At 71.6% G+C, this 25731-nt stretch carries 24 protein-coding genes and 1 pseudogene; 17 read left to right on the forward strand and 8 right to left on the reverse strand.

The features are described from left to right. Positions 1-34: 34 nt before the first annotated feature. Complete coding sequence (locus BKA22_RS20290; RefSeq protein WP_146952812.1) at positions 35-1108, forward strand: FUSC family protein; 1074 nt, start codon at positions 35-37, stop codon at positions 1106-1108. Here the strand turns inward: BKA22_RS20290 and BKA22_RS06875 are convergent. Further along, a complete protein-coding gene (locus tag BKA22_RS06875; RefSeq protein WP_146952813.1) occupies positions 1032-1790 on the reverse strand; it encodes a DeoR/GlpR family DNA-binding transcription regulator in 759 nt (252 codons plus the stop codon). The two genes, BKA22_RS20290 and BKA22_RS06875, sit on opposite strands and share 77 nt — an antisense overlap. Positions 1791-1838: 48 nt before the next feature. On the opposite strand from BKA22_RS06875, the gene BKA22_RS06880 reads away from it, so the two are divergent. Beyond that, positions 1839-2210 (forward strand): DUF4406 domain-containing protein, encoded by a 372-nt coding sequence (locus BKA22_RS06880; protein WP_146952814.1) that lies wholly within the window; start codon positions 1839-1841, stop codon positions 2208-2210. Between the two features lie 38 nt (positions 2211-2248). On the opposite strand, the gene BKA22_RS06885 is transcribed toward BKA22_RS06880, so the two are convergent. Further along, positions 2249-2902 (reverse strand): GAP family protein, encoded by a 654-nt coding sequence (locus BKA22_RS06885; protein ID WP_179561669.1) that lies wholly within the window; start codon positions 2900-2902, stop codon positions 2249-2251. A gap of 141 nt (positions 2903-3043) precedes the next feature. On the opposite strand from BKA22_RS06885, the gene BKA22_RS20295 reads away from it, so the two are divergent. Both BKA22_RS20295 and BKA22_RS06900 read left to right on the forward strand, forming a co-directional pair. Then, complete coding sequence (locus BKA22_RS20295) at positions 3044-3472, forward strand: superinfection immunity protein (RefSeq protein ID WP_146952816.1); 429 nt, start codon at positions 3044-3046, stop codon at positions 3470-3472. A gap of 126 nt (positions 3473-3598) precedes the next feature. After that, complete coding sequence (locus tag BKA22_RS06900) at positions 3599-4240, forward strand: histidine phosphatase family protein (protein ID WP_146952817.1); 642 nt, start codon at positions 3599-3601, stop codon at positions 4238-4240. Positions 4241-4267: 27 nt separating this feature from the next. Here BKA22_RS06900 and BKA22_RS20300 read toward each other — a convergent pair whose 3' ends face one another. Next, entirely contained in the window at positions 4268-4951 is a 684-nt protein-coding gene (locus BKA22_RS20300; RefSeq protein ID WP_146952818.1) for a pentapeptide repeat-containing protein, read from the reverse strand. Between the two features lie 160 nt (positions 4952-5111). Between BKA22_RS20300 and BKA22_RS06910 the strand changes: the two genes are divergently transcribed. Further along, positions 5112-5552, forward strand: a complete 441-nt coding sequence (locus BKA22_RS06910; protein WP_146952819.1) for a hypothetical protein — start codon at positions 5112-5114, stop codon at positions 5550-5552. A gap of 35 nt (positions 5553-5587) precedes the next feature. On the opposite strand, the gene BKA22_RS06915 is transcribed toward BKA22_RS06910, so the two are convergent. From BKA22_RS06915 to BKA22_RS06925, 3 genes are all read right to left on the reverse strand, one after another. After that, positions 5588-6811, reverse strand: a complete 1224-nt coding sequence (locus tag BKA22_RS06915) for an EAL and HDOD domain-containing protein (protein WP_146952820.1) — start codon at positions 6809-6811, stop codon at positions 5588-5590. A gap of 138 nt (positions 6812-6949) precedes the next feature. Continuing rightward, positions 6950-7711, reverse strand: coding sequence for a glycerophosphodiester phosphodiesterase (locus BKA22_RS06920; RefSeq protein WP_146952821.1), 762 nt, complete (start codon positions 7709-7711; stop codon positions 6950-6952). A 94-nt stretch (positions 7712-7805) separates the two neighbouring features. Next, positions 7806-8207, reverse strand: coding sequence for a RidA family protein (locus BKA22_RS06925; RefSeq protein WP_146952822.1), 402 nt, complete (start codon positions 8205-8207; stop codon positions 7806-7808). A gap of 64 nt (positions 8208-8271) precedes the next feature. On the opposite strand from BKA22_RS06925, the gene BKA22_RS06930 reads away from it, so the two are divergent. The 5 genes from BKA22_RS06930 (at position 8272) to BKA22_RS06950 (ending at position 14059) form a co-directional block, all read left to right on the forward strand. Next, on the forward strand, positions 8272-8814 hold the full coding sequence (locus BKA22_RS06930; RefSeq protein WP_223203554.1) for a GNAT family N-acetyltransferase: 543 nt from the start codon (positions 8272-8274) through the stop codon (positions 8812-8814). Between the two features lie 268 nt (positions 8815-9082). Continuing rightward, positions 9083-12364, forward strand: coding sequence for a fibronectin type III domain-containing protein (locus BKA22_RS06935; protein WP_179561670.1), 3282 nt, complete (start codon positions 9083-9085; stop codon positions 12362-12364). A gap of 28 nt (positions 12365-12392) precedes the next feature. Then, positions 12393-12887, forward strand: coding sequence for a hypothetical protein (locus BKA22_RS06940; protein WP_179561671.1), 495 nt, complete (start codon positions 12393-12395; stop codon positions 12885-12887). Next, positions 12863-13186: a DUF4333 domain-containing protein gene (locus BKA22_RS06945; protein WP_179561672.1), complete on the forward strand. Its 324-nt coding sequence runs from the start codon at positions 12863-12865 to the stop codon at positions 13184-13186. Before BKA22_RS06940 ends, BKA22_RS06945 begins: the two co-directional genes overlap by 25 nt. A gap of 282 nt (positions 13187-13468) precedes the next feature. Then, positions 13469-14059, forward strand: coding sequence for a dihydrofolate reductase family protein (locus tag BKA22_RS06950; RefSeq protein WP_146952825.1), 591 nt, complete (start codon positions 13469-13471; stop codon positions 14057-14059). 313 nt (positions 14060-14372) lie between these two features. Here BKA22_RS06950 and BKA22_RS06955 read toward each other — a convergent pair whose 3' ends face one another. Beyond that, complete coding sequence (locus BKA22_RS06955; RefSeq protein WP_146952826.1) at positions 14373-14711, reverse strand: hypothetical protein; 339 nt, start codon at positions 14709-14711, stop codon at positions 14373-14375. Positions 14712-15085: 374 nt separating this feature from the next. Between BKA22_RS06955 and BKA22_RS06960 the strand changes: the two genes are divergently transcribed. The 4 genes from BKA22_RS06960 to BKA22_RS06975 are packed head-to-tail and all read left to right on the forward strand — an operon-like array spanning position 15086 to position 18432. Further along, positions 15086-15592 carry a hypothetical protein gene (locus BKA22_RS06960; RefSeq protein WP_146952827.1) on the forward strand — a complete coding sequence of 169 codons (507 nt, stop codon included), beginning with the start codon at positions 15086-15088 and terminating at the stop codon, positions 15590-15592. After that, the gene (locus BKA22_RS06965; protein ID WP_179561673.1) at positions 15589-16722 is read left to right on the forward strand and encodes a peptidoglycan-binding domain-containing protein; all 1134 of its coding nucleotides are present in this window, start codon (positions 15589-15591) and stop codon (positions 16720-16722) included. Before BKA22_RS06960 ends, BKA22_RS06965 begins: the two co-directional genes overlap by 4 nt. After that, positions 16703-17344 carry an ABC transporter ATP-binding protein gene (locus BKA22_RS06970; RefSeq protein WP_146952829.1) on the forward strand — a complete coding sequence of 214 codons (642 nt, stop codon included), beginning with the start codon at positions 16703-16705 and terminating at the stop codon, positions 17342-17344. Before BKA22_RS06965 ends, BKA22_RS06970 begins: the two co-directional genes overlap by 20 nt. Further along, positions 17341-18432 carry an FtsX-like permease family protein gene (locus BKA22_RS06975; protein WP_146952830.1) on the forward strand — a complete coding sequence of 364 codons (1092 nt, stop codon included), beginning with the start codon at positions 17341-17343 and terminating at the stop codon, positions 18430-18432. Before BKA22_RS06970 ends, BKA22_RS06975 begins: the two co-directional genes overlap by 4 nt. A gap of 297 nt (positions 18433-18729) precedes the next feature. Here BKA22_RS06975 and BKA22_RS06980 read toward each other — a convergent pair. Next, positions 18730-19017, reverse strand: a pseudogene (locus BKA22_RS06980) (transposase); the annotation flags it as partial. Positions 19018-20048: 1031 nt separating this feature from the next. Here BKA22_RS06980 and BKA22_RS06985 point away from each other — a divergent pair. Genes BKA22_RS06985 through BKA22_RS06995 form a run of 3 tightly spaced genes read left to right on the forward strand, consistent with a single transcriptional unit; the run spans position 20049 to position 25707 of the window. Further along, positions 20049-21422 carry a lanthionine synthetase C family protein gene (locus BKA22_RS06985; RefSeq protein ID WP_179561674.1) on the forward strand — a complete coding sequence of 458 codons (1374 nt, stop codon included), beginning with the start codon at positions 20049-20051 and terminating at the stop codon, positions 21420-21422. Further along, positions 21419-22651: a lanthionine synthetase LanC family protein gene (locus BKA22_RS06990; protein WP_179561675.1), complete on the forward strand. Its 1233-nt coding sequence runs from the start codon at positions 21419-21421 to the stop codon at positions 22649-22651. The genes BKA22_RS06985 and BKA22_RS06990 overlap by 4 nt, the downstream gene beginning before the upstream one ends. Further along, a complete protein-coding gene (locus tag BKA22_RS06995; protein WP_146952834.1) occupies positions 22648-25707 on the forward strand; it encodes a lantibiotic dehydratase in 3060 nt (1019 codons plus the stop codon). The genes BKA22_RS06990 and BKA22_RS06995 overlap by 4 nt, the downstream gene beginning before the upstream one ends. The last annotated feature ends 24 nt before the right edge of the window (positions 25708-25731 follow it).

A 25731-nucleotide genomic window follows, 5' to 3' on the forward strand; every position in this document is an offset into this window, starting at 1 on the left:
GACGGGAGCGCCGCCCGCCTGCCACCCTGACCAGGTGAGCGCACCCGCAGCCGAGGCGTCGTCGGCTCCCCACCCGTCGCGTGCCCGGCAGACGACCCAGCTGCTGGTCGTCCTGCTGCTCATGTTCGCCCCTGTCCTGGTGGTGGCCGCCAGCCCGTGGAGCCAGGCCGCCTCGTTGCTGTTCCTCGGCCTGCCGCCGGCGCTCCTGGGCTACCTGACCGGACCGCGGTTCGCGTGGTGGGGAGCCCTGATCACGGCCGCGGCGTTCGCGGCGGGGATGCTGCTGAGCCCGTGGCCGCTCGCCGGGGCCGCACTCGTCGCCGTCCTGTCGCTCGGTGTCGCGGCCTGCGCTCCGGGCGGTCGTGCGGCCGCGGCGGCCTCGGCCGTCGTGCCCGTCACGCTCGCGCTCGTCGCGCCACCGACGCTCGAGGCCGTCGCACCGGACGCGGGGCTCGCCCTGCGCACCACCGCCGCCACGGCGTTCGTGCTGGTCGGCGGCCTGTGGGTGGCTGCGGTCGCGACCGGTCTGCTGCGGTCCGTGCCCCTGCCCCCCGTTCAGCGCGAGGACCCGGCCGACGCACGGGTGTTCGCCGCGCTGCTGTGCCCGTTGACGGCCGCGGCGACGTTCGTGGCGATGCGGTGGTTCCCCGGGTCGCACGCCTGGTGGCTGCCGGCGACGATCCTGCTCGTGCTGCACCCGACGGGTGAGGCCACCCGCCGGCGGGCCGTGGGGCGCACGGTCGGCACGGTGGTCGGCGGCGCGATCGCCGCGATCGTGGTGATCCTGCTGCCCGAGCCGCGGCTGCTCGTCCTGCTCGGGGCGCTGCTCGCCCTGGCCGCTGCGGTCGCCTCGACGTCGGGTCCGTACACGCGCTACGCCGCGCTGCTCACCCTGGCGGTCATCCTCATGACGGGGGATGCCGGGACCGCGCTGGCGACGGACGCCACCCGGATCGTGACGACCGTGGTCGGCGCGGGCGTCGTGCTGCTCGTCGTCGGTGCGGGCCGCTGGGTGCTCGATCGCCGCACGCTCACCCGACGACGACCACCGGCGCCCCTGCCGCCCGCAGCCGAGCCACCACGGGATCCTCCTCCGGGGCGTCCGTGAGGATCCCGGCCACGTCGGTCAGGCCCAGCACCTGGTACGGCGAGGCGGCTCCGACCTTCTCGGCGCTGGCCAGCACGTAGGTCTCCGCGGCGCGTGCGGCGAGCGCGCGCTTCATCGCGGCCTCGTCCGCGTCGCCCGTGGTCAGGCCGGTCTCGGGGTGCACGCCGGTGACGCCGAGCAGGAACAGGTCGGCACCGATCCGCTGGGCCGCCTCCACGGCGAGGGCCCCGCATGCCACCATCGAGTGTCTGTACAGCCGCCCGCCAATGATCTGTACGTCGATGTCGACATGCTCGGCGAGGGCCACAGCGATCGTGGGGCTGTGCGTGATGACGGTCGCCCGCAGGTCCAACGGGAGCGCCCGCGTCACCGCGAGCGTCGTCGTCCCGCCGTCGAGCAGCACGGTCGACCCCGGAGTGACGAGCCGCGCCGCCGCCCGCGCGACCCGCTCCTTGCTCTCGGGCTGGACCTGCGCGCGCGCGGCGTAGTCGACGACGGCGGCCGAGACCGGCAGCGCTCCCCCGTACACGCGCTGCACGAGGCCGGCGGACGCGAGCTCCCGCAGGTCACGACGGACCGAGTCCTCGGAGACCCCGAGCTCGACCGCGAGGTCCTTGGCGACGAGACGGCCGTCCTCCCGCAGGCGTCGGAGGAGCAGGTCTCGTCGATGGGCAGCCAGCATCCGTGTTTCTCCTTGTTCTTGCACGCTTCTGCACGTACCTTAGCCGACATGCTGATTCTCATCGCAGGTCCCTACCGTTCCGGCACCGGAGACGACCCGGAGCTGATCGCCCGCAACCTCGCCCGGCTCGAGGAGGCCGCCGACCCGCTCTTCACCAAGGGGCACGTCCCCATGATCGGCGAGTGGGTCGCCCTGCCCGTCCTGCGCGGGCGCGGCGTCGACGACATCGCCGCCCCCCGCGCCGCCGAGGTGCTCTACCCCACCGCGGCCCGGCTCATCCAGCACTGCGACGCCGTCCTGCGCCTGCCCGGCGCATCCACCGGGGCGGACCAGGACGTCGCCCTCGCGCAGGCCCGCGGGTTGCCCGTCTACCGTCACCTCGACGAGGTCCCGGACCACGCGGCGGTCGCGGTCGCCTGACCGGGCACGCGGGCACCCGGGCGTGCCGACCCCGACCGTCAGACCAGCTCCGTCACACCGCTGACCAGCAGCAGCACCCCGATGACCAGCAGCACGACGGCCGTCAGCGCGGTCGCGTGCGCCGTCATCCACGCCCCCGCGGACGCCAGGGCGCGGTCCGCCGCCGGGCCGCCCACGGCCCGCACGACCACCGGCGCGCCGACCCCGAGCCCACCGAGCAGCCCCAGCACCAGCACCGCCGCCGCCTGCTCGGCTGGACGGTCCGTCGACTCCACCACGGCTCCGGCCGCCGCGACGACGAGCACCAGGTTCTTCGGGTTCAGCGCACCGAGCCCCAGCCCCACGGCAAGGGCACGTCCCGCCGTCCACTCCCCCACCCCGGCCATCCACCGCGGCGTGCCCTTGGTCGCCCTGGACCTCCACGAACGGACCGCGAGCCAGCACAGCGCCGCACCGGCGAGCACGCGCACCACGGACGTCACCGTGCGCGGCGGCCCGCCCGGCACGAGGTCGGCCACCAGGACGACGACCGACGCCGCCAGCACGATCCCGAGCACCCACCCGGCGGCGAACGCCACCCCGACCCGTGGCGGCCTGCTCGTCGCCAGCAGGAGCGCCAGCACCACCATCGGGGCGGCTGCCACCGCGAGCCCCACCCCGAAGGGCACCACCTGCACGATCGCCTGCACCACGCCGCACCGCCTCGTTCGCCGGACACCCATCCCACCGCGTCGCCCACGGGGACGGACCGCAGGTCCTGGGTAGCACCACCGGGCGCGGAGGACCATCGGGCGAGCACCCCGCGCCCCGCCGACCTGCAGGAGGACCCGTCCGTGAGCGACGTCCAGCCGTACGACCAGCCCGCGTACGGACAGTCCGCCGTGCCGCAGCAGCCCGTCGCCTGGGCCGCGCCGACCGTGCTCACCGACCGGCGCGACCCCGGCAGCGGTGTCGTCGTCACCGCCTGGATCTGCACCGTGGTCACGTTCGGCTACATGCTGCCGTGGGCGGTCGCCGCGAGCCGTGGCCGGTCGAACCAGGCGACGATCGGGCTGCTCAACCTGCTGCTCGGCTGGAGCCTGGTCGGGTGGATCGTCACACTCGTGATGGCCTGCCAGGCGCACACGCCCGTGCTGGCGGTGCCGGTGGCGGGTTACGCGCCGGTGGCCCACACGGTCCCGGCCGGGTGGTACCCGTCGCCCGCCGGTGCGGGTCAGGAGTACTGGGACGGCGTCCGCTGGACAGGGCACCGCGCGCCCTGACCCGGCGCCCGGTCCTTTGCCGGCCCTCGCCCCGCCCCGCCCCGATGGGACGGACGGCCGAGGGCCGCGCGCACCGCGAGGCTTACCCTCGAGGGAGCCCACCCCGACCTGACGCCGGAGGCACCCGTGCCCCTCACCCTCACCCTCGTGCGGCACGGTCGCACCGTGTACAACACCGAGGGCCTGCTCCAGGGCTGGTGCGACTCGCCGCTGACGCCGTCCGGGCTGGAGGGTGTGCGCGTCACCGCGGCGCACCTGGCCGACCGGCGGTTCGTCGCCGCGTACGCCAGCCCGCTGGGCCGCACGGTCACCACGGCCGGCGAGATCCTCGCCCACCACCCGGACGTCCCGCTCCTCACCGACCCCGACCTGCGCGAGTACAGCTTCGGCGAGCTCGAGGCGACCCCCGAGGTCGACCTGTGGTCGCGCGTCGACCCGTTCGAGATGTTCCCGGCCGTGCTCGCCGGCACGTTCCCGGGCCTGCCCGGGGGCGAGGAGTCCGCGGGCTACCTGCACCGCGTGCGCAGCGCGTTCGACCGGATCGAGCAGGCGCACCCGGAGGGCGACGTGCTGGTCGTCAGCCACGGCGTGACCTTGCTGGCGTACCTGACGACGATCGTGCCCGGGCCGATCACGCCGCTCGCCAACGCGAGCGTCTCGACCGTGCAGGTGCACCCGGACGGTTCGCGCGAGGTGCTGACCTTCGGTGTGGACGTGGCCGGCCAGGGCGTGCCCGACGCCTCCAGGACGGCCGCCGTCGACGGCTGAGCGGTTCGAGCGGGGGAGCCCGGCCCGTCAGAGCAGGGGTGCGGTCGACTCCTCGACCGCGATGCCGAGCGCCGTCGCGAGGGCCGGGGCCAGCAGCTGCAGCTGCACCGGGCTGATCACGGCCCCGCCCAGCGCCGAGATCCCGGAGATCTCCTCGATGTCGGCCCCGCGCAGGTCGACGTGCTCGAAGGTGCTGTGCTGCACGTCGAGCCGCCGCACTGTGGTGTTGACCAGGGCGACGCGGGTCGCGGTGGCCTGCAGCAGGTCGAGCTCCTCGATCACGCAGTCGGTGAAGACGACGTCCCGCAGGTGGGAGCCGCGCAGGTTGACGAACGACAGCTTGCTGCCGACGACGTGCACCCCTTCCAACCGCGATTCGTACAGCTCGGCCGAGCCAATACGTACGCCATCCAGGACGACGTCCTTCCAGCTGCCACGCGCCCCACGGATCACCGGCACGTCGAGCCGCTCGACCACCGACTCCCGGATCCTGGTCGCCTTCAGGTCCGCCGTGCCCGCCCGCAGCCCCGACAGCCGGCACCCGAGCACCGTCGCACCGCCCAGGTCCAGCTCGTCGACCTCCACGTCGTCGAACGCCAGCCCCTCGAGCGTCACGTCCGGCTCGAGGTCACCGGCGAACCCCACGTCGAGCGCAGGAAGCACGACGGGGTCGAGACGAGGGGTGCGGGGAGACGTCCGGGGCTTGGCCACGGGAGCATCGTGCCACCGGTCCCGGACACGTCATCGCCGCAGGTGGGAGCCGTCGCCGGTACCCGTGACAGCCCGCTGCCCGCTCGAGGCCCGGCGCGACGACGCGCGCGCCGGGCCGCGAACTGCCAGGCTGGCAGCACGTAGATCGCAGGGGGAGACCGTGGCACAGCAGGGCGGACGTCGGTGGGTCCTCATCGGCCTCGGGGTGGTGGTCGCGCTCGGGGTCGTCGTGCTCGTGTCCTGGCTGACGCGACCGTCCTTCCTGTTCGGGCAGGACTCGGACGGGCCGCACGAGGCCGAGATCGTCGAGCAGTACGCCGGGCTGCCGCCGGGCGTCGAGGTCGACGAGACGGGACGCGGGGCGTTCGTCGACACCGCCGCCTCGCAGATCGTCGTGTACACCTCCGGGTCGTCGACCTGTCCGGTCGTGCCCACGACGATCGAGGTCGTGGACGACACCGACGTGGTGATCACGCTGGCCGTCGACGCACCCCCCGACAGCGCCTGCACCGCCGACTACGTGGTCACCACGAGCGTGATCGCACTGCCCGGCGGGCTCGCGGCGTCGGACGTCGGCGACGTGACCCTGGTCGACGGCTGAGTCCTCGATGGTCCAGCGGGGTCGACGGCTGGCGCTCAGGCGCTGACGCCCGCCGTCTCCAGCTCGACGACCGCCCACCGGGCGTCCGCGTCACGGACCGCCTGCAGGTAGGCCGCGGCGGCGCACTCGGCCTCGTCGTCGGGCAGCCGGTCCTCCTCGTAGCCCAGCACGGTGTCGAGCAGCCGGCCGAGGACGCCCTCGTGGTGCACGAGCGCGTCGAGCGCGACCTCGGTCAGCGACAGGCGTTCGGCCACCTCGCTGATGTCCGTGTCCGTGTACGCGTCGAGCGTGGACATCAGCCCGACGGTGAACGCCGCGTCCCGCTGCGCCCGTGGGGCGTCCGGGAACCTGGCCCCGAGCAGGGCGACCATCATCGACGCACGCACGAGGGAGACCCGCCCCAGCTCGTGCGGCTTGCCGGTCGCCCCCGCCATGACGACGAGCGTGACGAGCTGACGCATCCGCTCGAGCCCGAGCAGCACGACGGCCTGGTGGATCGAGTCGACGCGTCGGCGCACGCCGGCGAACCCCGAGTTGACCGCCTGCAGGACCTTCTGGGAGAGCGTGACGTCCGACGAGACGAGCTCGCTCAGCTCGTGCAGCCGCACGTCCGCGCGGCTGACCTGCGACAGCACGGCCAGCACGGAGGCCGTGCCGACGGTGACGGCCTGCATGGTGAGCACCTGCGGCCGCGTGAAGAAGTACCCCTGGAAGAGGTCGGCACCGGCAGCGAGGGCCTCCGCGTGCTGCTCCTGGGTCTCGATCTTCTCGACGAGCACCGTCAGCCCGGGGCGGCGCACCGCGGCGACCTGCGCGGCCAGGTCACCCTCGGCGATGGCCGGCAGCTCGAGCTTGACGATCTGCACGAGGTCGAGGAGCGAGGCGCGCGGGTCGTCGGGGACGAAGTCGTCGAGGGCGATCGTGTAGCCCTGGGCGCGCAGGTCCTCGACCTGGGCGACGACGGCGGGCGTGACCTCGGTCGTCTCCAGCAGCTCCAGGACGACGCTGGCCGGGTCGGTGACCAGGTGCGCACCGCCGGTCAGGGCCTCCGGCTCGACGTTGACCCACGCGGGCAGCCCGTGCACGGTGACGTCGAGCCCGAGCTCGATGAAGGCCTCGTAGAGGACGGAGAAGGTCGCGGCCGTGCCGTCGACGACATTGGCCGGGCCCTGCCGCTCACCGCGGTAGAGCAGCTCGTAGCCGACCACGGCCAGCGCACGGTCGAAGATCGGCTGGCGCGCGATGTATCGAGCCCGCACAGGTCACCTCCGGTGCCGTCCTGGACTCACACAGTAGGTCCGTCGACAAGCGTCCGGACGGCCCCGTCGCGAACTCCACCCGGGGCTTCGCCCGGTGCGGGGGCGGTACCGCCCAGCATGACCGGAACGTCCTCGCGATCAGGCCAGGGTCCCGTGCTCCGCCTGGTCGGACCGACGCCCGGCGAGCCAGCCCGCGAGGCGGTCGGGCCGGTCCGTGATGATCCCGTCGACCCCTGCAGCGACCGCCGCAGCCCAGTGCACGTCCTCGTCGAGCGTCCACACCATGACCTTCAGCCCCGCGTCGTGCAGCCTGCCGAGCAGGTCCGGGTGCTGCAGGAGCAGGACGCCGTGCGGGTTGCACATCGCGACCCCGAGCTCGAGGCACCGCGCGACGAGGTCGTCGGGTGCGTCGGCCACCAGCAGCCCCCGCTGCAGCGTCGGCGCCGCCTCGCGGAGCGCCGCCACCGTGCCCGGCCAGAAGCTCTGCACGACGACGCGGTCCTCGAGGCCCGCGGCGAGGACCCGGTCCGTCACGAGCCGCACCTGGTCGACCGTCCACTCGCCCTTGACCTCGCAGAGCAGCGCGATCCCGGGCCGGGTCAGCAGCAGCCGGACGACGTCCTCGAAGGTCGGCACCCGCGCCCCGGCGAACCCGGGGGAGAACCACGAGCCGGCGTCCAGCTCACGGATCTGGGCGAGCGTGTGCTCGCTCACCAGGCCGTTCCCGTCGGTCGTCGCGTCGACGTCGTCGTCGTGGATCACGACCACCGCACCGTCGGCGGTGAGCTGCACGTCGAGCTCGAACATGTCCGCACCGGCCCGCCACGCGGCCTCGAACGCCGCCAGGGTGTTCTGGGGGGCGACCGCGGAGTTGCCCCGGTGTGCGATGACGACGGTCATGGCGTGCGCTCCACGCCCTCACGGTAGGCCGTCGCTTCCTCGACGGCCCGGCGAGGCCACGGGACCGTGCGCGCTCGTCCGCCGCCGCGCGGTCTCACGCCGGCAGCAGGGCCGCGACGGCGCTCACCTCGATCAGCGCACCCGGCACCCCGAGCCCCACGACCCGCGCGGCGGTGACGAGAGCCGGCGCTCCCGCACCCGCGAGCCGGGGTGCGATGGCACCGTAGGCCGCCCCGAGGTTCGCGTCGGCGACGACCAGCACCGTCCACTGCACGACGTCGGCGAGCGTGGCCCCTCCCGCCGCGAGGGCGACCTCGGCGTTCTCGATCGCGCGGACCGCCTGCTCGGCGACGTCGGCCGAGACGACCGCCCCGGTCGCGTCGACGCCGTTCTGGCCGCCCACGTAGATGGTCGTCGCGCCCGCGGGCACCACGGCGACATGGCTGAACGCCGGGCTGACGACCAGCCCGGCCGGTTGCAGACGCGTGATCTCCATGCGCCCCACGGTGCCACCGGCCACCCACGGCGGCAGCACGGGAGCGCGCGACCCCGGTGGCACGATGAGGGCCACCGACCCCTGGAGCCGCACCCCGATGGACCTCGACGCCGCCCCCGTCTCGATCGACCTCGACGACCCTCACCGACCCGACGTCCTCGCCCTGCTCGGCGAGCACCTGGCCGACATGTACGCCACGACCCCGGCCGAGTCCGTGCACGCCCTCGACCCGTCCGCCCTGACGGCGCCCGGCCTCACGTTCTGGACGGCGCGCGACGCCGGGGGAGTGCTGCTCGGCTGCGTCGCGCTCAAGGAGCTCTCGCCGACCGACGGCGAGCTGAAGTCGATGCGGACGGCCACCGCGGCCCGCGGACGTGGCGTCGGCGCGGCGCTGCTCGACCACGTCCTGTCGATCGCGACCGGGCGCGGCTACGCCACCGTGCACCTCGAGACGGGCGCGGAGGAGTACTTCGCGCCGGCCCGTCGCCTCTACGAGCGTGCGGGCTTCGTCCCGTGCCCGCCGTTCGCGGACTACCGGCCCGACCCCCTCAGCGCGTTCTACCGACGCGACCTCGCGCCTGTCGGCCCCGTCCCGCAGACGCGCTGAGCTCGACCGGCGCCATGGCGCCCGCGTCCCACCTGAAGATCCGTCGGCGGTCACTCATCAAGGTATGAGCACCCGATGCCGATGACCTCGGTGTCTGTCTCGGCGCGCTGGCTTTGGGAGCGCTCCCACATGCGCCACGGCAGCGTGACGGCGACCGATCTCGACTTCGAGCAAGGATGACGTGACAGCGATGAGCACGACCACTGCCGGCGGTACTGCCCAGCGATCCGACTCGGGTTCTCCCGCCGGCTCCCGGCGACGAGGTCGGGTGAGCCGCATCGCCGCGGCGGTCGCGATCGGCACGGTGGCTGCGCTCGTGGTGCCGGCCGCGGCATCGCAGGCCGCGGACACCACGGTGCAGGTCGTGCCCGTCGACGGCGGGACCGGGTCCTATGACCCGTGGATGGCCATGGGCATCGGTCAGACGTTCGTGGCCACCGCCGACATGCTCGTGACCTCGGCGTCGCTGACCCTGCAGGGCGTCGTCGATCAGTACCCAGAGCTGTCGATCTGCGCCACGGACGGTGACCTTCCCCGCCCAGGTAGCTGCGTCGCGGCGATGTCGACGTCGATCAACAGCGGGGTCGTCACCGGCATCTTCGGCACCGAGCAAGCGCTGCATCTCGGCGTCCGCTACGCGGTCGTCGTGCGGGTCCGGACCACCGCAGGCCCCGGCGCCTATACGTACTTCTCGAGCTCGAACCTGATGTTCAACAACACGACGAACTACCTGGGCGGCGGGATCCTCTTCGGATCCGAGAACGCCCCGGGACAGGCCGACCTCCTCTGGGAGAGCGCCGTCGACTACGGGTATCTGACCGCCGACCTACCGCTCTCGCTGACGATCCACACCGAAGCTCCCACGATCACCACGACGACGCTGCCCGACGGCTCGTTCGGCCAGGCGTACTCGCAGCCACTGACCGCGACCGGCACCCCGACCCCTGTCTGGCGCGTCGTCGGGGGCGCACTTCCCGCCGGGATGAGCCTGTCCCCCGACGGTGTCGTGCTCGGCACCCCGACGGCAGCCGGGAGCGCCACCTTCACCGTGGAGTCCGACAACGGCGTCGGGTCCGCGTCCCGGACCTTCACGCTGGTGGTCAGCGCCACGGCACCCAGCGCGCCCACGTCCGTGACGGCGACACCGGGCGACCACGCCGTCACCGCGACGTGGCAGGCACCGGCCAGCTCCGGCGGCGCACCCGTGACCTACGACGTCGCATACCAGGCGACGGGCGACACCGGGTGGACCTCGGCGGGCAGCACCGCGGCACTGAGCTCGACCATCGGCGGCCTCACCCCCGGCGTGGAGTACACCGTCCGGGTGCGGGCCGGCAACACCGCCGGCGGGTCGGCCTGGAGGTCCAGCGCGCCGATGGTCCTGCCCGGCGCCCCGTCGATCAGTGACACGACCCTCGCCGAGGGCGACGGGTCCGCGACCCTCACCTGGGCCGCCGCCGACCACGGGGCCGCGATCGACTCGGCCACCCTGCGGTACCGGGTCCTCGGCGCACCGTCGTGGACGACGGACACCTTCGCATCGACGGGTACCACCGGCACGCGCACGCTCACGGGTCTGACCAATCGCGCGGGCTACGAGTACAGCCTGACGATCCACAACGCCATCGGCGACAGCACGGCCGCCACCGGCACCTTCACGCCGTTCCTCCTGGCGGGCACCTTCACCTCCTCCGGCACGCCTCTGGACGGCACGCCGCGCATCGCCGGCGCCCCGGTGGCAGGTCGCGCCACCGGTGTCCCCACCGGCCGGGAGGCAGAGCTGGTCTTCGCACCCGGTACCCCCGCCGAGGCGATCCTCGACAGCGGCGTCGCCGACGCAGCAGGTGAGACCACCCTGAACGGGACCCTGCCGGCCGGCGCCACGACCGGCACGCAGGCGGTCGCCATCCGCGTCGTGGGCAGCACGGCCCAGGTGACCTCCGACGTGACGATCGTCGTCCCCGCCTCGGCGACATGGGCGCCGGCGACGGCGACCTACGGGCAGCCGTACTCCTCGACGATCACCCTGGGCGGCACGGGTACGACGGTCAGGGCCGTGAGCGGCCTGCCCACCGGCCTGTCGTGGGACGGCGCCGAAACGATCAGCGGCACGCCCGTAGCTGTCGGGAGCTACCCGCTGACCGTGACGGTCACCGGTGCCAGCGGTACCGCGACGATCAGCCCGACGCTCACCGTCGACCCCGTCGCACCAGGCATCGTCACCCGGGTGATGATGTACATCGACATGGCCCAGCCGGGCAAGCTGCACGTCACCTGGGTCGGGCCAGTGAGCAGCGGTGCGCCGGGCGGGCTCGAGTACACCGTGCGCTATCGCCTCGAGCCCTCCGGGGCGTGGGCAACCCTCGATCGGACGCCCGTGCCGAGCGCGACGATCTCGTCGCTCGCCGTCGGCGGGATGTACACGGTCGAGATCACCGCCACCAACTCCTTCGACCTGACCGGCGCGGCGCAGACGATCGGCGGCCCGGTGTGGGTCCCCTCGACCGTCTCCGCGCTGACCGCCACGCCGGCCGACGGGTCGGCCACGCTGTCGTGGGCGACCTCCTCCGGCGGGTTCACCGTCGAGAAGTACGTCGTGAGCCAGAGCGACGGGGGCCCCGTCACCACCCACGACGTCCTCGCAAGCGCCCTCGGCACGACCCTGACCGGGCTGACGAACGGCGCCACCTACACCGTCACGGTCGCGGCGTGCACCGTCTTCTTCACGGGCCCCTGCATCCTCGGCACGGCGGACACCGTGACGGTCGTCCCCGCAGCCGTTCCCGGCGCGCCGACCATCGGCACGGCGACCCCCGGCGACGGCCGGGTGACCGTGACCTGGCAGGCACCCGCCAGCGACGGCGGCAGCGCCGTGACGGGCTACCGGGTCGACCACCGGCCCACCGGGACGAGCACCTGGACGCAGGGGGCCGTCGTCGCCGCGACGCAGACCCAGGGGACCGTCACCGGGTTGACCAATGCGGTGGAGCACGACTTCCGCGTCGTCGCGATCAACGGCACGGGGGTCGGCCCCGCGTCCCAGGACGCCACCGCGACCCCGTTCCGCTTCACCCCGGGCTACACCACGGCCGACGGCAAGCCCCTCGACATGCAGTCGATGACGGCGGGCACGGTCATCACGATGACCGGATCGGGTGCCACACCGGGCGCCACGATCGTCCTCGAGCTGCACTCGACCCCGATCCTCCTGGGCACCACAGTCGTGGCCGCGGACGGCACCTACCGCCTGACCGTGACCCTGCCGGCCGGTGTGACGGGCAGCCACACCCTCGTCGCCACCATGGCCGGGGTCGCACCGGTCGACACGGCCGTCGCGGTCGTCGCACCGGCTGCCGCCTCAGCCACCACCACGAGCAGGGTGCCGGGCGCCACGACGACTGCGTCGACCACCACTGCTCGGGCGAGCAGCACCCTGGCGGCGACCGGCGCCGACGTGCAGGGTGCCGCGCTCACGGCCCTGATGCTCACCCTGGCCGGCGCGGGCGCCGTCCTCGGCTCACGCGCGCGACGGCTCCGCCCCCGCGGTTGACCCGCACGTCGCCTTCCACCTCGACGCCGTGCTGGGCGGGACGCCCGGCTACCGGCCACTGGTCTCGACCGCGCCGCCCGGCTCGGTGGACGGGTTGGACGCCTGGTTCGCGCAGGAGCTGCTCAACCCCGCCCGAGCGCTGTTCAACCAGCGCGCGATCCTGCTGCGCGAGGACCCACGCATCCTGGACAAGGCCGCCTACAACTCGATCCTGCAGGCCGTCGCCGCCGGGAACCGCACGACCAAGGCCATCGGCGCCGCGGTCGGCCGCGACCACAACACGCTGCGGCACGCCCTCGGGGTCCGGGAGTCCGCCGGGTTCCTGCTGCGGGCCTGCGAGGTGAGAGACAGAGGCGGCCAAGCGGGACCGATGCATCACCTTGGCATCGAGGGCCACCACCGCGCGGCCTCGCTGCCGAGGTCAGGAGCCTCCAGGCAGGCCAGGGCGGCTCAGGGCGATGGGACCTGCCGGGTCTCGGCGGGTGGAACCACATCCCGGTGCGTCACACCCTGCCGACCCTGACCATCGCATTGACGCTCGTCGTGGCCGGGTGCGCGGTGCACGTCGACACCAAGTTCGTACCGACCGACGAGCTCGAGAAGAAGGCCGACGAGCTGCTGCTGCAGCAGGTCGGAAGCACGCCCGACAGCATCGACTGCCCCGATCCGCTACCGGTACGGGTCGACGCAGAGGTGCGTTGCGTGCTCACCGACGGCGACCAACGCATCGGACTCACCGTCAGCGTCACGGAGCTCGGCGAGGACGACCACCACACCCTGTACGTCAAGGTCGACGACGAGCCGCTGCCGGCCGGCTCGTGAACCCGTGCACCGCAGCTGGTCGCCAGGGCTCAGGCGACGCGGACGTCCCCTCTACGTCACCGCCACTGGGCTCGAGATCGCCGAAGCGGCACGGATCGTCGTCGCCATGGCGGGTCCGAACCGGCTTCCGGACGCACTGGCGAGAGCGGACCGCCTCGCTCGCGGCCGCATTCGACCGCTCATCGACTGGCCATCTGCCCACAGCCGGTCGACCGTTCCCTGACAAGAGCGCCGGCCCACGCATCGCTAGCCTGAGGGCGTCCCCAGGCAGAGGAGAACCTCGTGGGCACGGTGGTCATGTACGGCTCGGTGTCGGTCGACGGCTTCATCGCGGACGAGGACGACCAGCCCGGGCCCCTGTTCGACTGGCTGCTCAGCGGTGACGTGCCGTTGGACGAGACCGGCGCGCTGAAGGTGTCACAGGCGTCCTTCGACTACACCCGGCCGTACTGGGACCAGATCGGGGTGACCGTCGTCGGCCGCCACGTCTTCGACCTGACGGACGGCTGGGACGGGACGCCGCCCGGCGGGGTCGAGCACGTGGTCGTCGTGACTCACCGGCCGATGCCCGAGGGCTGGGACCCCGAGGCGCCGTTCCACTTCGTCGACGGCGTCGAGGCGGCCGTCACCAAGGCGCAGGAGCTCGCGGGTGACCGCATCGTCGAGGTCGCCGCCGGCGACGTCGGTGGCCAGGTGCTGGCCGCGGGACTGGTCGACGTGGTGCGCATGGACGTGGCACCTGTCGTGCTCGGCTCCGGCAAGCGCTACTTCGGGTCGGTCCACGCCCAGCACCTGCTCGAGGACCCCGACGTGGTGATCCAGGGCGACCGGGTGCTGCACCTGCGCTACCGGGTGCGCCGCCGACCGGCCTGAGCGGTGATGCGGCCCTCAGCCGCGGCCATGGACCCGCCCAGCAGCTCCCGACCACACGCGCGGGGCGGGCGGGGCATGAGCGGGCTGACGGGTGCTACACACCGCATGGCTGAGAACCAAGCCGATGGCCGCCTGCGAAGTCCTGCCGATGGTGCCACCGACATCGAGAGGCGCTTCGGCGGTGCATGGCTCCTGCCCAGAACGACGCGAGCGGACGCATGACACCCACCAGGGCTTGCGTCCCCAGGCTCGCGGTAGCTGATCGCGCGCGCTGGCCAGGTGGGGCGCCGATCGTGCGGCGCCCCACCTTCTGTCAGACGCCGGTGTTCGAGCAGTCGGCCTGGCCCGAGATCGGCCGGTTCGGCGAGTAGGCGCTCCACCGGGAGACGAACTGGTACGGCCCGAAGGAGCGCTTGAGGCCGGTGCCGGTGACGGTGCGGGTGGTCTGGCTCTGACCGCTGATGTAGGTGTGGCTGGCGTCGTAGCTGCCGGAGTAGCCGGAGATCGTGACCGTCGAGGCGACGGAGACCTTGTAGTTGGCGGCGCAGCTGCGCGCACCCACGGACTCGTAGGCGGACGCGGGCGCGGTCAGCGCGACGGTCGCGGCGAGCACGACACCGGCGGCGAGAGCTGTACGGACGAGCGACTTCATGATGCCTCCTGCTTGTTTACCCGACCACCACTTGTGTAATGGATGGCATAACTCATTCACCCAGCGGGCCTCCAGCGGCAACGAGCAATATGGCTCTTGTGGGCCTTGTACGCAACGGGTAACGATCATCGACCGGTCGGGGGCGTCGCTTGCTTCTTGTCCCCAGGACGTGGGATCGTCAGCGCCATCCACGGTCAGCAAAGGGGGCTGGTATGCGCCGTGCAGCAGCAGCGGTGTTGGTCGTCGGGGTGCTCGTGACCTCGGCGTGCACGGGTGGCGACCCGGGGTCAGCCGCACCCTCGCCCGGCGTGGGTGCGAGCGCCGCCCCTGCCACGAGCCCAGCGGTCGACCCGTACTCCGGTAGTGACGCTGACGTGCTGCTTCAGACCGTGAGCGACTCCGCGAAGCTCTACGGCATCCAGGACCCGCCCGACGTGGCGGTGGTCCGTACGGTGACACCCGACGAGCGCACCGCTGTGATCGTGCAGTGCCTTGCCGACGTCGGGGTTACCGCACGCGCGGAGTCCGACGGCTGGTCGGTCGAGTCGCCCGTCGATCAAAGTTCGGCGATCAATCTCCAGCAATACATCTGCCAGGCGAAGTATCCTCTGGACCCGAAGTACGTCCGCACGCTCAGCGAAGACCAGATCCGGATCTTCTACGGCTACGTGCGCGATTCCTTGCTGCCGTGCCTGTCCGGAAAGGGATATGACATCGATGGGCTCCCGACCGAGGACGTCTATGTCGACAGCTTCCAGAGCGGGCAGGGTGCGTTCGACCCGTACGCGGTGGAACCGTTGGTGAGCACGGAGCAGCGCGTGTGGGAGAGCCTGCAGCAGGCATGCCCGCCGAGTCCGCCGACAGACGTGCTCTACAAGTGACGGCGCCGGCAGAGAACGCACCGGCGGGTCACGACGAGCACGAGCCGCGCGCACGCCGCACCGCGCGGTGGCTTGCACTCGTGCTGGTCGTGGCCCTGGCCGCCGGTGCGGGGTGGTGGGCCGCGCGGGTCACCACCGCGCACGACATCCCCGAAGTCGACGCGGGTTCGCAGCAGGTTCAGGTCGAGGTCGTCGACGGCAGGGTGGGCCGTGCGCTGGCGGTCAACGTGACCGTCGCGCGCCCGTTCCGGCTGCTGGCGTCGAACTCGCTCGAAGGTGTCGTCACCTCGGTCGGCGGTGGTGATGCCCAGCTCGGCGAGCCGGTGTTCGTCGTCGCGGGCGTGCCGGCACGGGCGGTCGTTGGGGTGATGCCGTTCTACCGCGACCTCGCCGGCGGGACCTCCGGTGCGGACGTCACCCAGCTGCAGGACGCGCTGCGCGACCTCGGCTACTTCCAGGGCTCGAGCGACGGGCGGTTCGGCGCCTCGACGACACGGGCGGTCACGGCCTGGCAGAAGGCCGTCGGAGAGCCTGCGACCGGGACGGTCACGCTGGGTTCGTTGATCGCGTTCCCCCAACTGCCCGCGACCTACCGGCTGGACGAGGACTTCGTCGTCGGCGCTGTCGTCGGCGGGGGCGAACCCGCCGTGTTCGCACCGGCCGGGGATGCCGAGTTCCGCCTCGTGCTCGGCGCCGACCAGGCGCGGCTGGTTCCGGCCGAGGCAGACGTCATGGTGACGTTCGAGGACCTGCAGTGGGCCGCGGTCGTCACCTCGTCCACCGTGGGCGAGGACGGGAGCACGACGTTCGCCCTGGTGGGCCCGGACGGAGGGGCCGTGTGCGGTGAGCAGTGCGCGTCGCTGCCGGCCCAGGAGCAGATCACGTTGCTCGCGCAGGTCCAGGTCGTCCCGCAGACCACCGGTCCGGCGGTCCCGGTGGCGGCCGTCAGGACCGCCGCGGACGGCGGCACGTACGTCGTGCTCCCGGGCGGAGACGAGGAGGCCGTCACGGTCCTGGCCGCCGGTGACGGCCTTGCGATCGTCGACGGGCTCACCGCGGGTGACCAGGTGGTGGTGCTGGACGCGGCATCCTCGACTCAGGGCGGCGCCGGTGAGCCGGATCAAGGTTGAGGGGCTGGCATTCTCCTACCGACGCGGCACCGAGGAGCTGTTCGGTGGCCTGTCGTGGGAGTTCGCCCCGGGGGCACTGACCGCGATCACCGGTCCGTCGGGGCGCGGGAAGTCCACGCTGCTGTACGTGATCGGTCTGATGCTGCGACCCAGCGCCGGCGCGGTGCTGCTCGACGGGCGAGACGTCACCCACTTGTCCGACGCCCGGCGGGCACGCGTCCGCGCATCCAGCATCGGGTTCGTCTTCCAGGACGCGGTGCTCGACCCGACCCGCACCATCCTGGACTCGGTGTGCGAACCAGCCCTCTACCGCGGGGACCGGCGGCGTTCGGTCGAACGGCACGGACGCGAGCTGCTGGATCAGCTCGGGGTCGGCACGCGCGTCGAGCACCGCCCTGGTCAGATCTCCGGGGGGCAGGCGCAACGCGTCGCGATCGCGCGGGCGCTGATGAACGACCCGGCGGTGATCCTCGCGGACGAACCGACCGGGAACCTCGACGAGGAGAACACCGCCCTGGTCCTGGGGAGCCTGCGGGCCGCGGCGAGGGACGACGCGTGCGTGCTGATCGCAACGCACGACAAGGACGTCCTCGCCCAGGCGGACGAGGTGCTCGCACTGTGAGGCTGCGCGAACTGCTGCGTGAGGCCACCGCGTCCGCGCGGGCGCAACGCGTTCCCACCCTCATGGTGGTCGTGCTGGTGGCGGCGATGTGCGTCACCACGATCCTCACCGTCGGACGGACGGCCGGCGCGGAGGCCCAGGTCGCCGAGCGGCTGAACAGCGCCGGGTCGCGTCAGCTCGTCGTGCGCGACGCCCGCAGCCAGGGCTTCCTGACCTCCTCCGTGGTCGGGTCGGTCGAGTCGTTGTCGACCGTCGAACGGGCCGTGGGTCTGGGAATCGCATTCGACGCCTCGAACGCCGTCTTCGGTTCGGGCGGGACCGCGGTCGCCGCACGCGCGGTCACCGGCGACCTCTCCTCGGCGGTGCGCCTGACGGCGGGACGGTGGCCGAACCCTGGCGAGGCGCTCGTCAGCGCACCGGCGATGAGCGCTCTCGGGCTGGACGAACCGGTCGGTTCGCTGCTCGGCTCGGACGGCGCGACCTTCGCGATCGTCGGCTCGTACGCCCCTCGGGCGCCGTTCGACGCTCTCGACGGTGGTGCGGTGGTTGCCGCATCCCCGGGCGAGAACGCCCAGGCGCTCTACGTGATCGCGCGCAGCGCGGGTGCCGCATCGTCCACGCAGTCGGCTGTGCTCGCGACTCTGAACAGGGAAGACCCCGGCGACGTCACGGTGGAGTCGCCGGTCGACCTCGCCACGGTTCAGCAGAGCGTCGCCGGTGATCTGACGGTCTTCGGTCGGGGGATGCTGATCCTGGTGATGGGTGCCGGTGCCGTACTCGTCGGCGTGGTTGTGCTGGCCGATGTGCTGCTGCGACGCCGGGACCTGGGCCGGCGGCGCGCGCTCGGCGCAGCACGGTGGATGCTGGTCAGCCTGGTCGTACTGCGAGCCGCCCTTGCTGCAGCGCTCGGGTCGACGCTCGGTGTGCTGGCCGGCGCCGCGGCCGCTTCACGCACCGGCATCGCACCGACGGTGGCGTTCGACGTGAGCGTCGGCGTCATCGCCGTGCTCGTGACCGCCGCCACGGCAGTCGTCCCGGCGGTAGCAGCCGCGTGGCAAGACCCCGTGCGGGTGCTGAGGACGCCCTGACCGGCTGGGCCTCCGACGATCTTTGGGCACCACAAACGAAGAACCCCCGGCCGGAGTGACTCCGACCGGGGGTTCCCCGTACTGCTCTGGTTGTCCGAGACGAACAACCCTGTGTGGCTTGTTCAGCCAACCTCGTAAGCCCAGGTCAAGTCAGGTTCGGGTCGACGGGCGCTCGGGGCTGTGTACAGGTTCGGTTGCTGCTGTGTACAGGCTGCCGAAACGATGCCCGTGCAGGCGGGCCCCTCGCCCTGCCCCGCCCCTGCGTCAGCCTGGACCGCCGGCGTGACCTCAAGGGCCCAGCGCGGGTCTCGTCGAGCTCGACCGCACGACGTCGGTGCGGCGGCGGATCCCCTTGTTCAGGCGTGCGCTGGGGTCGTTCGACCAGCTCTTCCGCCAGATCTCCTTGGGGAACGTGGTGAACGCGAGCAAGTCCGCGCGGGCGTCGTCCAGGTGCCCGGCGACGGCCGGCAGGGGCCCGGTGACCTGGTCGAGGAGCTTGTCGAACTGGGCGTGGACGTCTTCGGGCGTGGGCTGTTGGTGGACGCTGAGCTGCATCGCCTTGACCGCCGGCCACGAGGTCTTCGGCGGATGTGACCACCGAGAAGGCCGCTGCACGAGCACGGACGGGCCGGTCGGCACGAGGAGCCCCGCACACAGCCAGAGCGTGGCCCCGAGCCGGGAATCCGCCACTGTCTGGGGGTGCGTCCAGGTCAGCGGGACTAGCGCCACAAGCACGACCGCGGAGACCACCACTTCGACCGCGGGAGTCGTTCGCGTCACGACATCCGAGAGCGGCCCACCCAGCCACGCACCCGCCCCCTGCAACCCGATGACCCCAGCCACCGGTTGACGATCACCAACGGCGCCGAGCCGCGATCACGAGCCGGCTGTCGCGGAATGGAGCGAAGAGGGTCTCCACGGGCCGGACGGTATGCACCACCGGGGACACGCGAACGTGCAGGTCGCACTGCTTGTCCCGCATGGCCCGGGGCCGGGTGCCGCGCCTTCACCCAGACGAGTGACCGCTGGCCGACACCCGCGAGTTCGTCGCGAGGGCGTCGATCAGTGCAGCCATCGCCGGTCGGCCGCGGCTTCGGTCGGTGTCGCGGTAGGCGCCGATCATGCGCCGGTAGGTGGCTCAGGTGGCCTCGACCTGGACGTGATCCTCGACGGCGAACAGGCCCTGCGCGAATTCGCGACGCGCTCGATCCCACCACACGCACGTCCCACAAGGCCCACCCGACGGGTCAAGGGACGAATGTCCCTGTGGGGTTCAGAGGGCGGGTTAAATACTCCTGCCGAAGCCACAGCCGTGGCCTACCGGCCCTGAGTTCAGCGGCCGACAAAAGGGGGCAATCTCATGGCGAAGCCATGTCTTCTGGCTGCAGCAGCGTCGGTTGCGTCGCACGTGACGCCACCTGGAGAACACCTCGTCCCCGGTTGTCCCGAGGCCGTTCTCTAGGCCGGTTCAGCGGGACGGGCACGCCGCCCGTCACCAGAGTCAGGAGGCAAACCATGACACCCAAGGACCCGTTCGACCTCGACGTTCGCACCACCGAGCGGAGCCTGGCCGTCGAACCGCAGGGCTTCACGACGTTCGGAACGACTTGCTGGTCGTGCAGCGACACCTGCTACTCAGAGTGCTGCCCGACACCGTCGCTGGGCAAGTTCTGCTCGAACAGCTGCAGCTGTTGATCGACGCACTCGCAACCGGTGGGGGCGCTGTTGCAGGCGCCCCCACCGGGGTCATCACCATCGCCGACGGAGCAGCCCTACTCTCACGCAGCCTGTGCGCCGAGGTGGATGCAGGAACGTTGCGCTGCTCCCCGGCGCCTGACCTGGCCTCAGGTGCCGCGGGTGTTGCATGGGTGCTCGCGCGGCGGGCGAGACTACAGGGAGACGACGCCGCCCTTAGGTGCGCCGTCGAACTGATGGGCCGCGGTGCGCGTCAGTCGCAACTCCATCCCTTCTCAAGCGTCGGCCTGTTCGAGGGGTTGGGCGGCTTCGTCCTCGCCCTCGACGAGGTGGCCGCCGTCGAGCCCCGCTACCTGCCGGCGCTTCACCGTCTGGTGGAGGACCTCGCCGACCGCACGCACCGCCTCGCGTATGGCGTGCAAATCAGCGACCCAGCCATGGATACCTACGACGTCATACGCGGCGCCGCTGGGCAACTCCTTGCGATCCTGGCACTCATTCAGAGTCCCCGGCTGACAGACGAGCGGGACATGCTGATCGCGCTCGGGCGCCAACGTACGAAGTACCTTGTGGAGATCGTGCGATCACCCCGGGGACCGCATCTGGGCTTCTATGTCGCACCGGAGTTCTACCCGCCTCACGAGGGTGGCTTCTGGTCGCGATATCCGGGCGGCCAGTACAATCTCGGCCTCGCCCACGGCGTCCCTGGAATTCTCGCGGTCCTCGGCGCGGCAAGTTCGGCGGGCATAGTCGTGCCGGACCTCGACGCTTCGCTTCATTCATTGTGCGAGCGCCTGTCGGTGTGGAGTTTCGAGGACGAGTACGGCGCGGACTGGCCTTCGGGGATCGATCCTCAGCACGCCGTCGGATCAAGGACCGATGCCGCGCGAACTGCGTGGTGCTACGGCACTCCGGGAGTGTCGGCGGCTCTCGGGATGGCTGCATCCGCGCTGGGAAGCAGCAGCGTGAGCACACTCGCGGAGTCCGCCCGCACGGCTGCACTCGCTCGCGTGCGCGCGGGCCACGTCGACAACGCAGCGATCTGCCACGGCCTCGCCGGGGTTCTCGCCTGTCTTGACGTCACACCGGACGAGGCCCCGGACCTCGTTGGAGCTCTCCTGAGCGCGATCGACCCGGATCAACATGGATTGATGCGGGGAGCACTCGAAGAGTGCACCGCCGACACGTCCGGGCTACTCAATGGGACGGCCGGCGTCCTCGCTGCACTCGACTCTTTCCAGACGCCCGACGATGCTGGCCTGCAGACCATCCTCGGCGGCAGGCGGCGTTCGTGAGCGCCGACACGTGGTCCCCGACGTCTCAGGTCTCCATCCGTTGGACGACTGGGGCGTGGCAGAGTTGGGCGGAGTCCTATGGCGACCTAACGGAAGAAGTCGTCCTAGATCCGACCGGGCTGGATGACGCCGTCGCCGCGTGCCGTCGGCCGCGAGCCTCCCTCGCCGGAGGACTCCCCGGCTGGTTGTGGGCCTACGCCTGCGCACGAGGTGTCGCACCGGGCGCCGACTTCGCACGGACCGAGGAGACCCTCGCGCGCATCATCACGCGCGTGGCGCCCTCCGACCACGCGCCCGCCCAGTCGGCCGTCGGGCTGTTCCGGGGGTCGGGCGGTTTGCTCTGGGCCACCGATGCCTGCGCCCGACGGGCACCGGCATTCGCACCGACCCACCGCCAGCTAGTCGAAGGCTGGATGGCCGGTGCCCGACGGGTCTTGGACCGACTGGACGCCCATGACCCGCAGGTACCCATTCCCGCAAGCCTCCTCGATGTCACCGACGGCCTTGCGGGGGTAGTGCGCACGCTCGTGCTGCTCGCCACCTCGCCGATCGACTCTGGCCCAGATCCGCGGCCGCTCATCGCCCGAGCGAGCGCGATCCTGTGCCAGCTTTCAGACTCCATCGAGCTTGTCAAGAAGGACCCCAAGGCGCTCGGGGCAGCTCACGGTCTTCCTGGAATCGCCGCGGCGCTGGCGGTGGCTATCCAGCACGACGAGGCCGCGGCCGGTGCTCGTGACGTGCTCGCCAACCTGGTGCGAGCCGTCGACGAGAGCCGGGCACACGTACCTCCGCTGCGTCCGTCGTGGTGCAGCGGCGAGGACGGCACGGCGGCGAACCTCGGGCTCGCGCGATCAGTGCTCGACGGTTACGGCCTCGCAGACGTTGCCCTGCCTGGAGAGGCAACTGCAGGGCAGGCGCCTCTTTCTGGCCCCGGGCTCTGCCACGGCGCAGCAGGCATACTCCTGATTCGCGACCGCCTGGGGACCAGGGTCCCGGCGTCGGTCGCCGAGTCGGTCGACGCTGCTCTCGAGCGAGGCGCCCGCGGTGCGCTCACGGTCGACCGCGGTGGAACGGACGTGTGGTCGTTGCTTGACCTCCTGGACGGTGCTGCGGGCTTCACGCTGTGCGGCCTTGAACTCGCCGGCGCGAGAACCGGACTCTCGATCTTCCTCGGCCTGCCGGACGTCGGCGCGGCCGTCCCGAAAGCCAGCACGGAGGCACGCGCATGAACGGCACTCACTCGCGACGCTACCGCGCGCAGCCGGGCGCCCTGGTGCGTGCCCCCGGGCTGCCTCTGACCACCCTCGACATGCTGTGGGATACGGTCGAAGCAGCACTGCCCGCGGGCGATCTCCGACGGGACAGCCCAGTTCCGTTCCTCGGAGCGTTGCGGGCCCTGTTCGACGCCCCGGGCTTCAGCGGCGCAACACGATTGGCCAACCCCCTGGTTGCTGAGATCCTGGATCGCGCGCGCAACGAGGGGACCATCGAGCTCGGCCCACTTCTGAAACTCACCCGCTACCTCGTACGCTCGTGCACGCGGACCACTCCATTCGGCCTGTTCAGCGGTGTGAGCTGGGCCCGCACTGACGGTGGGGGCGGCAGCGGCCAGCTCCTCGCCGGTGAGGTTCTCCACGGTCGGGCTCGGCTCGACTCCGGGGTACTGATGACCGCGGCGCGCGAGCGGGTGGCAACGAGATCCGCCGACCTCACGATCCGGCGAAATGACCTTGCCACGCTCGCGCAGCATCGGGTGTGGCTGCCGCTCGCCGACGCCTACGGGGACGCCGACCGCCGCTCGCTCAGCGTCCAGGTCACGCCACCCCTCGCCTTGGTCTTCGACAAGGTCGGCGACGGGACAACGCTCGGTGAGCTGCGTTCGGTGCTTGCCGACGCCTACCCAACTCAAGCCCCCGAGGCCCTAGATCGATTCCTTGGGGAACTTCTCGACACGAACATCCTGGTCTCCTCCGAACGGATGCAGGCCCGCGGAGACGGCGGGGTGCCGCCGTGGGCACCTCGAGACTGGCGCGTGGCCGTCGCTGAGGCGCTAGATGACCTGCCCGGTCACGTGGGGCGCCAGGACGACCCTGTGCTGCGCGCCGTCGAACGAACCATGACCTGGGACCGCGCCAAGCCGGTGCTGCACGTGGACAGTGCTCTTCAGTCCAACGGACCGCTCGTCGTACCGCAACCGTGCCGGGGTCTGGCTGAGGAGGTCGCCGACACTCTGCTCCGATTGGACACGACCTCCTGCTACCCGCCACACCTAACGGCATACGCCAAGACCTTTGCCGAGGAGTACGGCGCCGGCGCCCGAGTTCCACTCCTGCACCTACTCTGCGAAGAGACCGGCCTCGGCCCACCTGACACCTACAGCTACCCGTCCCGTGAGTTCCCGCTCGCCGAGCCCACCGAGGACCGGACAAGCATCTCGCTCTCTCGGGTAGCCCTTCTGCAGTCGTGGATCTCGCAGTCGCTGACGGCGGGCGGAACCGAGATCGATCTCAGCGACGCTGACCTGGAGTTCTTCGCCGAGAGCAGCATCTCGGTGCGTGACGTCCGGCCGCTCGCCCCCGCATCTGACGTCTGCTTCACACCGGTTCAGGGGCCCGGTGAAGACTGGACAGCCGTGTGTTCGACAGTTCCCTCGGGACCGCCAGGCTCGTTCGTCGGACGGTTCTGGGATGTGGTCGACCAAGACGGCCAGTGTGCACTGCGCCTGGCGGCCGGGGTCTGGGGGCGAGCGCTGCCTGGCGTGGACGTGGCGGAACTTACGTACTTGCCGACGCTAGCCAAGGCGATGAACGTCGCCACCCGGGCGGTGGTTCAGAAGTATGAGATCCCGGTCAACGTCGAGCCGAGCGTGCCAGCCGAGCAGGTGGTCCCGCTGGACGGCATCTGCGTCGGTGTGCGTGACTCCATGCTCGTACTTTGGGACGGGCGGACCGGGCGGGAGATAGTCGCCGTCCAGAGCAGCCTACTGAACCTCCGCATGGCGCCCAACGCTGTGCGCTTCCTCCTCGAGTGCTCGTTCCACCGTTTCCGGCCGGTGTCGGGCTTCGATTGGGGCAACCTTGAGTGGGCTGCGCCGTTCCTCCCGCGGCTGAGGCATGGTCGGGTCGTCGTGCGCCCGGCTTCATGGTCGTTGCGCGCTGCGCCCGAGCTGCGGGCCGGGACGGCCCTGACGTTCACCCAGTTCGAACAGGCCGTTGTTGCGTGGCGAGCCCGCTGGCGAGTGCCACGCCACGTGTTCCTCACGCGAGAGGACAACCGCCTGCACCTCGATCTGGACCGACGCGCATCCCTGTTCGACCTCTGGTGGTCGTGGAAGTCAGATCACGAGTCGCAGGTGTGCGTCAGCGAGGTCTTGCCCGGCGTCTCCGATGGCATCCTCCGCGACACAGAGGAACGGCCCTACTCCGCGGACGTTGTGTTGACGGTCGAACGCTCGGACCTGCCTGACCGCGCGGCTCCAGGCGAACGCAGTGCCCCAGTGCCTCGGTTGGTCGACGAACGGGCACGCACCGACTGGTTCGGGCGGGAGTACGTCTACGGCAAGCTTTACGGACCCCGAGGACTGCAGGACGACGTGATTCAGTCGCTTGCGCAGGACCCGCGCTGGGCCGACCTCGAGTACTTCTTCATCCGATACGGCGACCCCGCTCCCCATCTGCGTCTGCGTCTGAGTAGCGCGGGGGCGGGGGGGCTCAATGAGATCGTCGACCTTGCTGCACGAATGCGCGACGCGGGGCTCGTCCGTGATCTTGTCCTGATGCCCTACCGGCAGGAGACCGATCGCTACGGCGGTCCGGGCTGCATCCGGGCCGCAGAGTCCGTGTTCGCCGCGTCGAGTCGGTGGGTCGCAGGGCGTACCACCGGGCCAGTTCCGCTCACCTCCCTGCTAGTCCGCGCGGCTACCGACATTGACGTGCTGGCCCGCGTGTTCCTGCCAGAGCTGAAGGAGCGCCGAGAGTTCGCCGCAACCCTCGCCGGGCCCACGGCCGGTGGCGGCGACTGGCGAACCGTCGGCCCCGATCTCTGGGCCGCCCTGGGCGCGGCGGCACCCACAACGATCGTCGATGCCTGCCTCCGGCTAGACGCCTCGCTCGAGTCGGCGGCGGCAGCAGGAACGCTGACCTCGTCACGACGGGACGTAATCAGTTCGGTGCTGCACCTCCACTGCAACAGGCTGGGAGTGCCCCGAATCGACGAGCAGCGCGTCTACGGCCTGTGGCGGCGCGCGCTCGATCGGGCGGTCGCCCAGTTGCGCGGCCAGCGGTGATTGGCCTGCGTCCGCCAAGTCGCC

Source organism: Cellulomonas soli (genome assembly GCF_013409305.1).
Taxonomy (GTDB): domain Bacteria; phylum Actinomycetota; class Actinomycetes; order Actinomycetales; family Cellulomonadaceae; genus Cellulomonas; species Cellulomonas soli.

Coding starts and splice junctions, on each gene's coding strand:
- BKA22_RS06995 (WP_146952834.1), top strand. CDS start 22,648: ATGAACGGCACTCACTCGCGACGCTACCGCGCGCAGCCGGGCGCCCTG.
- BKA22_RS06955 (WP_146952826.1), bottom strand. CDS start 14,711: ATGAAGTCGCTCGTCCGTACAGCTCTCGCCGCCGGTGTCGTGCTCGCC.
- BKA22_RS06875 (WP_146952813.1), bottom strand. CDS start 1,790: ATGCTGGCTGCCCATCGACGAGACCTGCTCCTCCGACGCCTGCGGGAG.
- BKA22_RS06920 (WP_146952821.1), bottom strand. CDS start 7,711: ATGACCGTCGTCATCGCACACCGGGGCAACTCCGCGGTCGCCCCCCAG.
- BKA22_RS06925 (WP_146952822.1), bottom strand. CDS start 8,207: ATGGAGATCACGCGTCTGCAACCGGCCGGGCTGGTCGTCAGCCCGGCG.
- BKA22_RS06930 (WP_223203554.1), top strand. CDS start 8,272: ATGAGGGCCACCGACCCCTGGAGCCGCACCCCGATGGACCTCGACGCC.
- BKA22_RS06880 (WP_146952814.1), top strand. CDS start 1,839: ATGCTGATTCTCATCGCAGGTCCCTACCGTTCCGGCACCGGAGACGAC.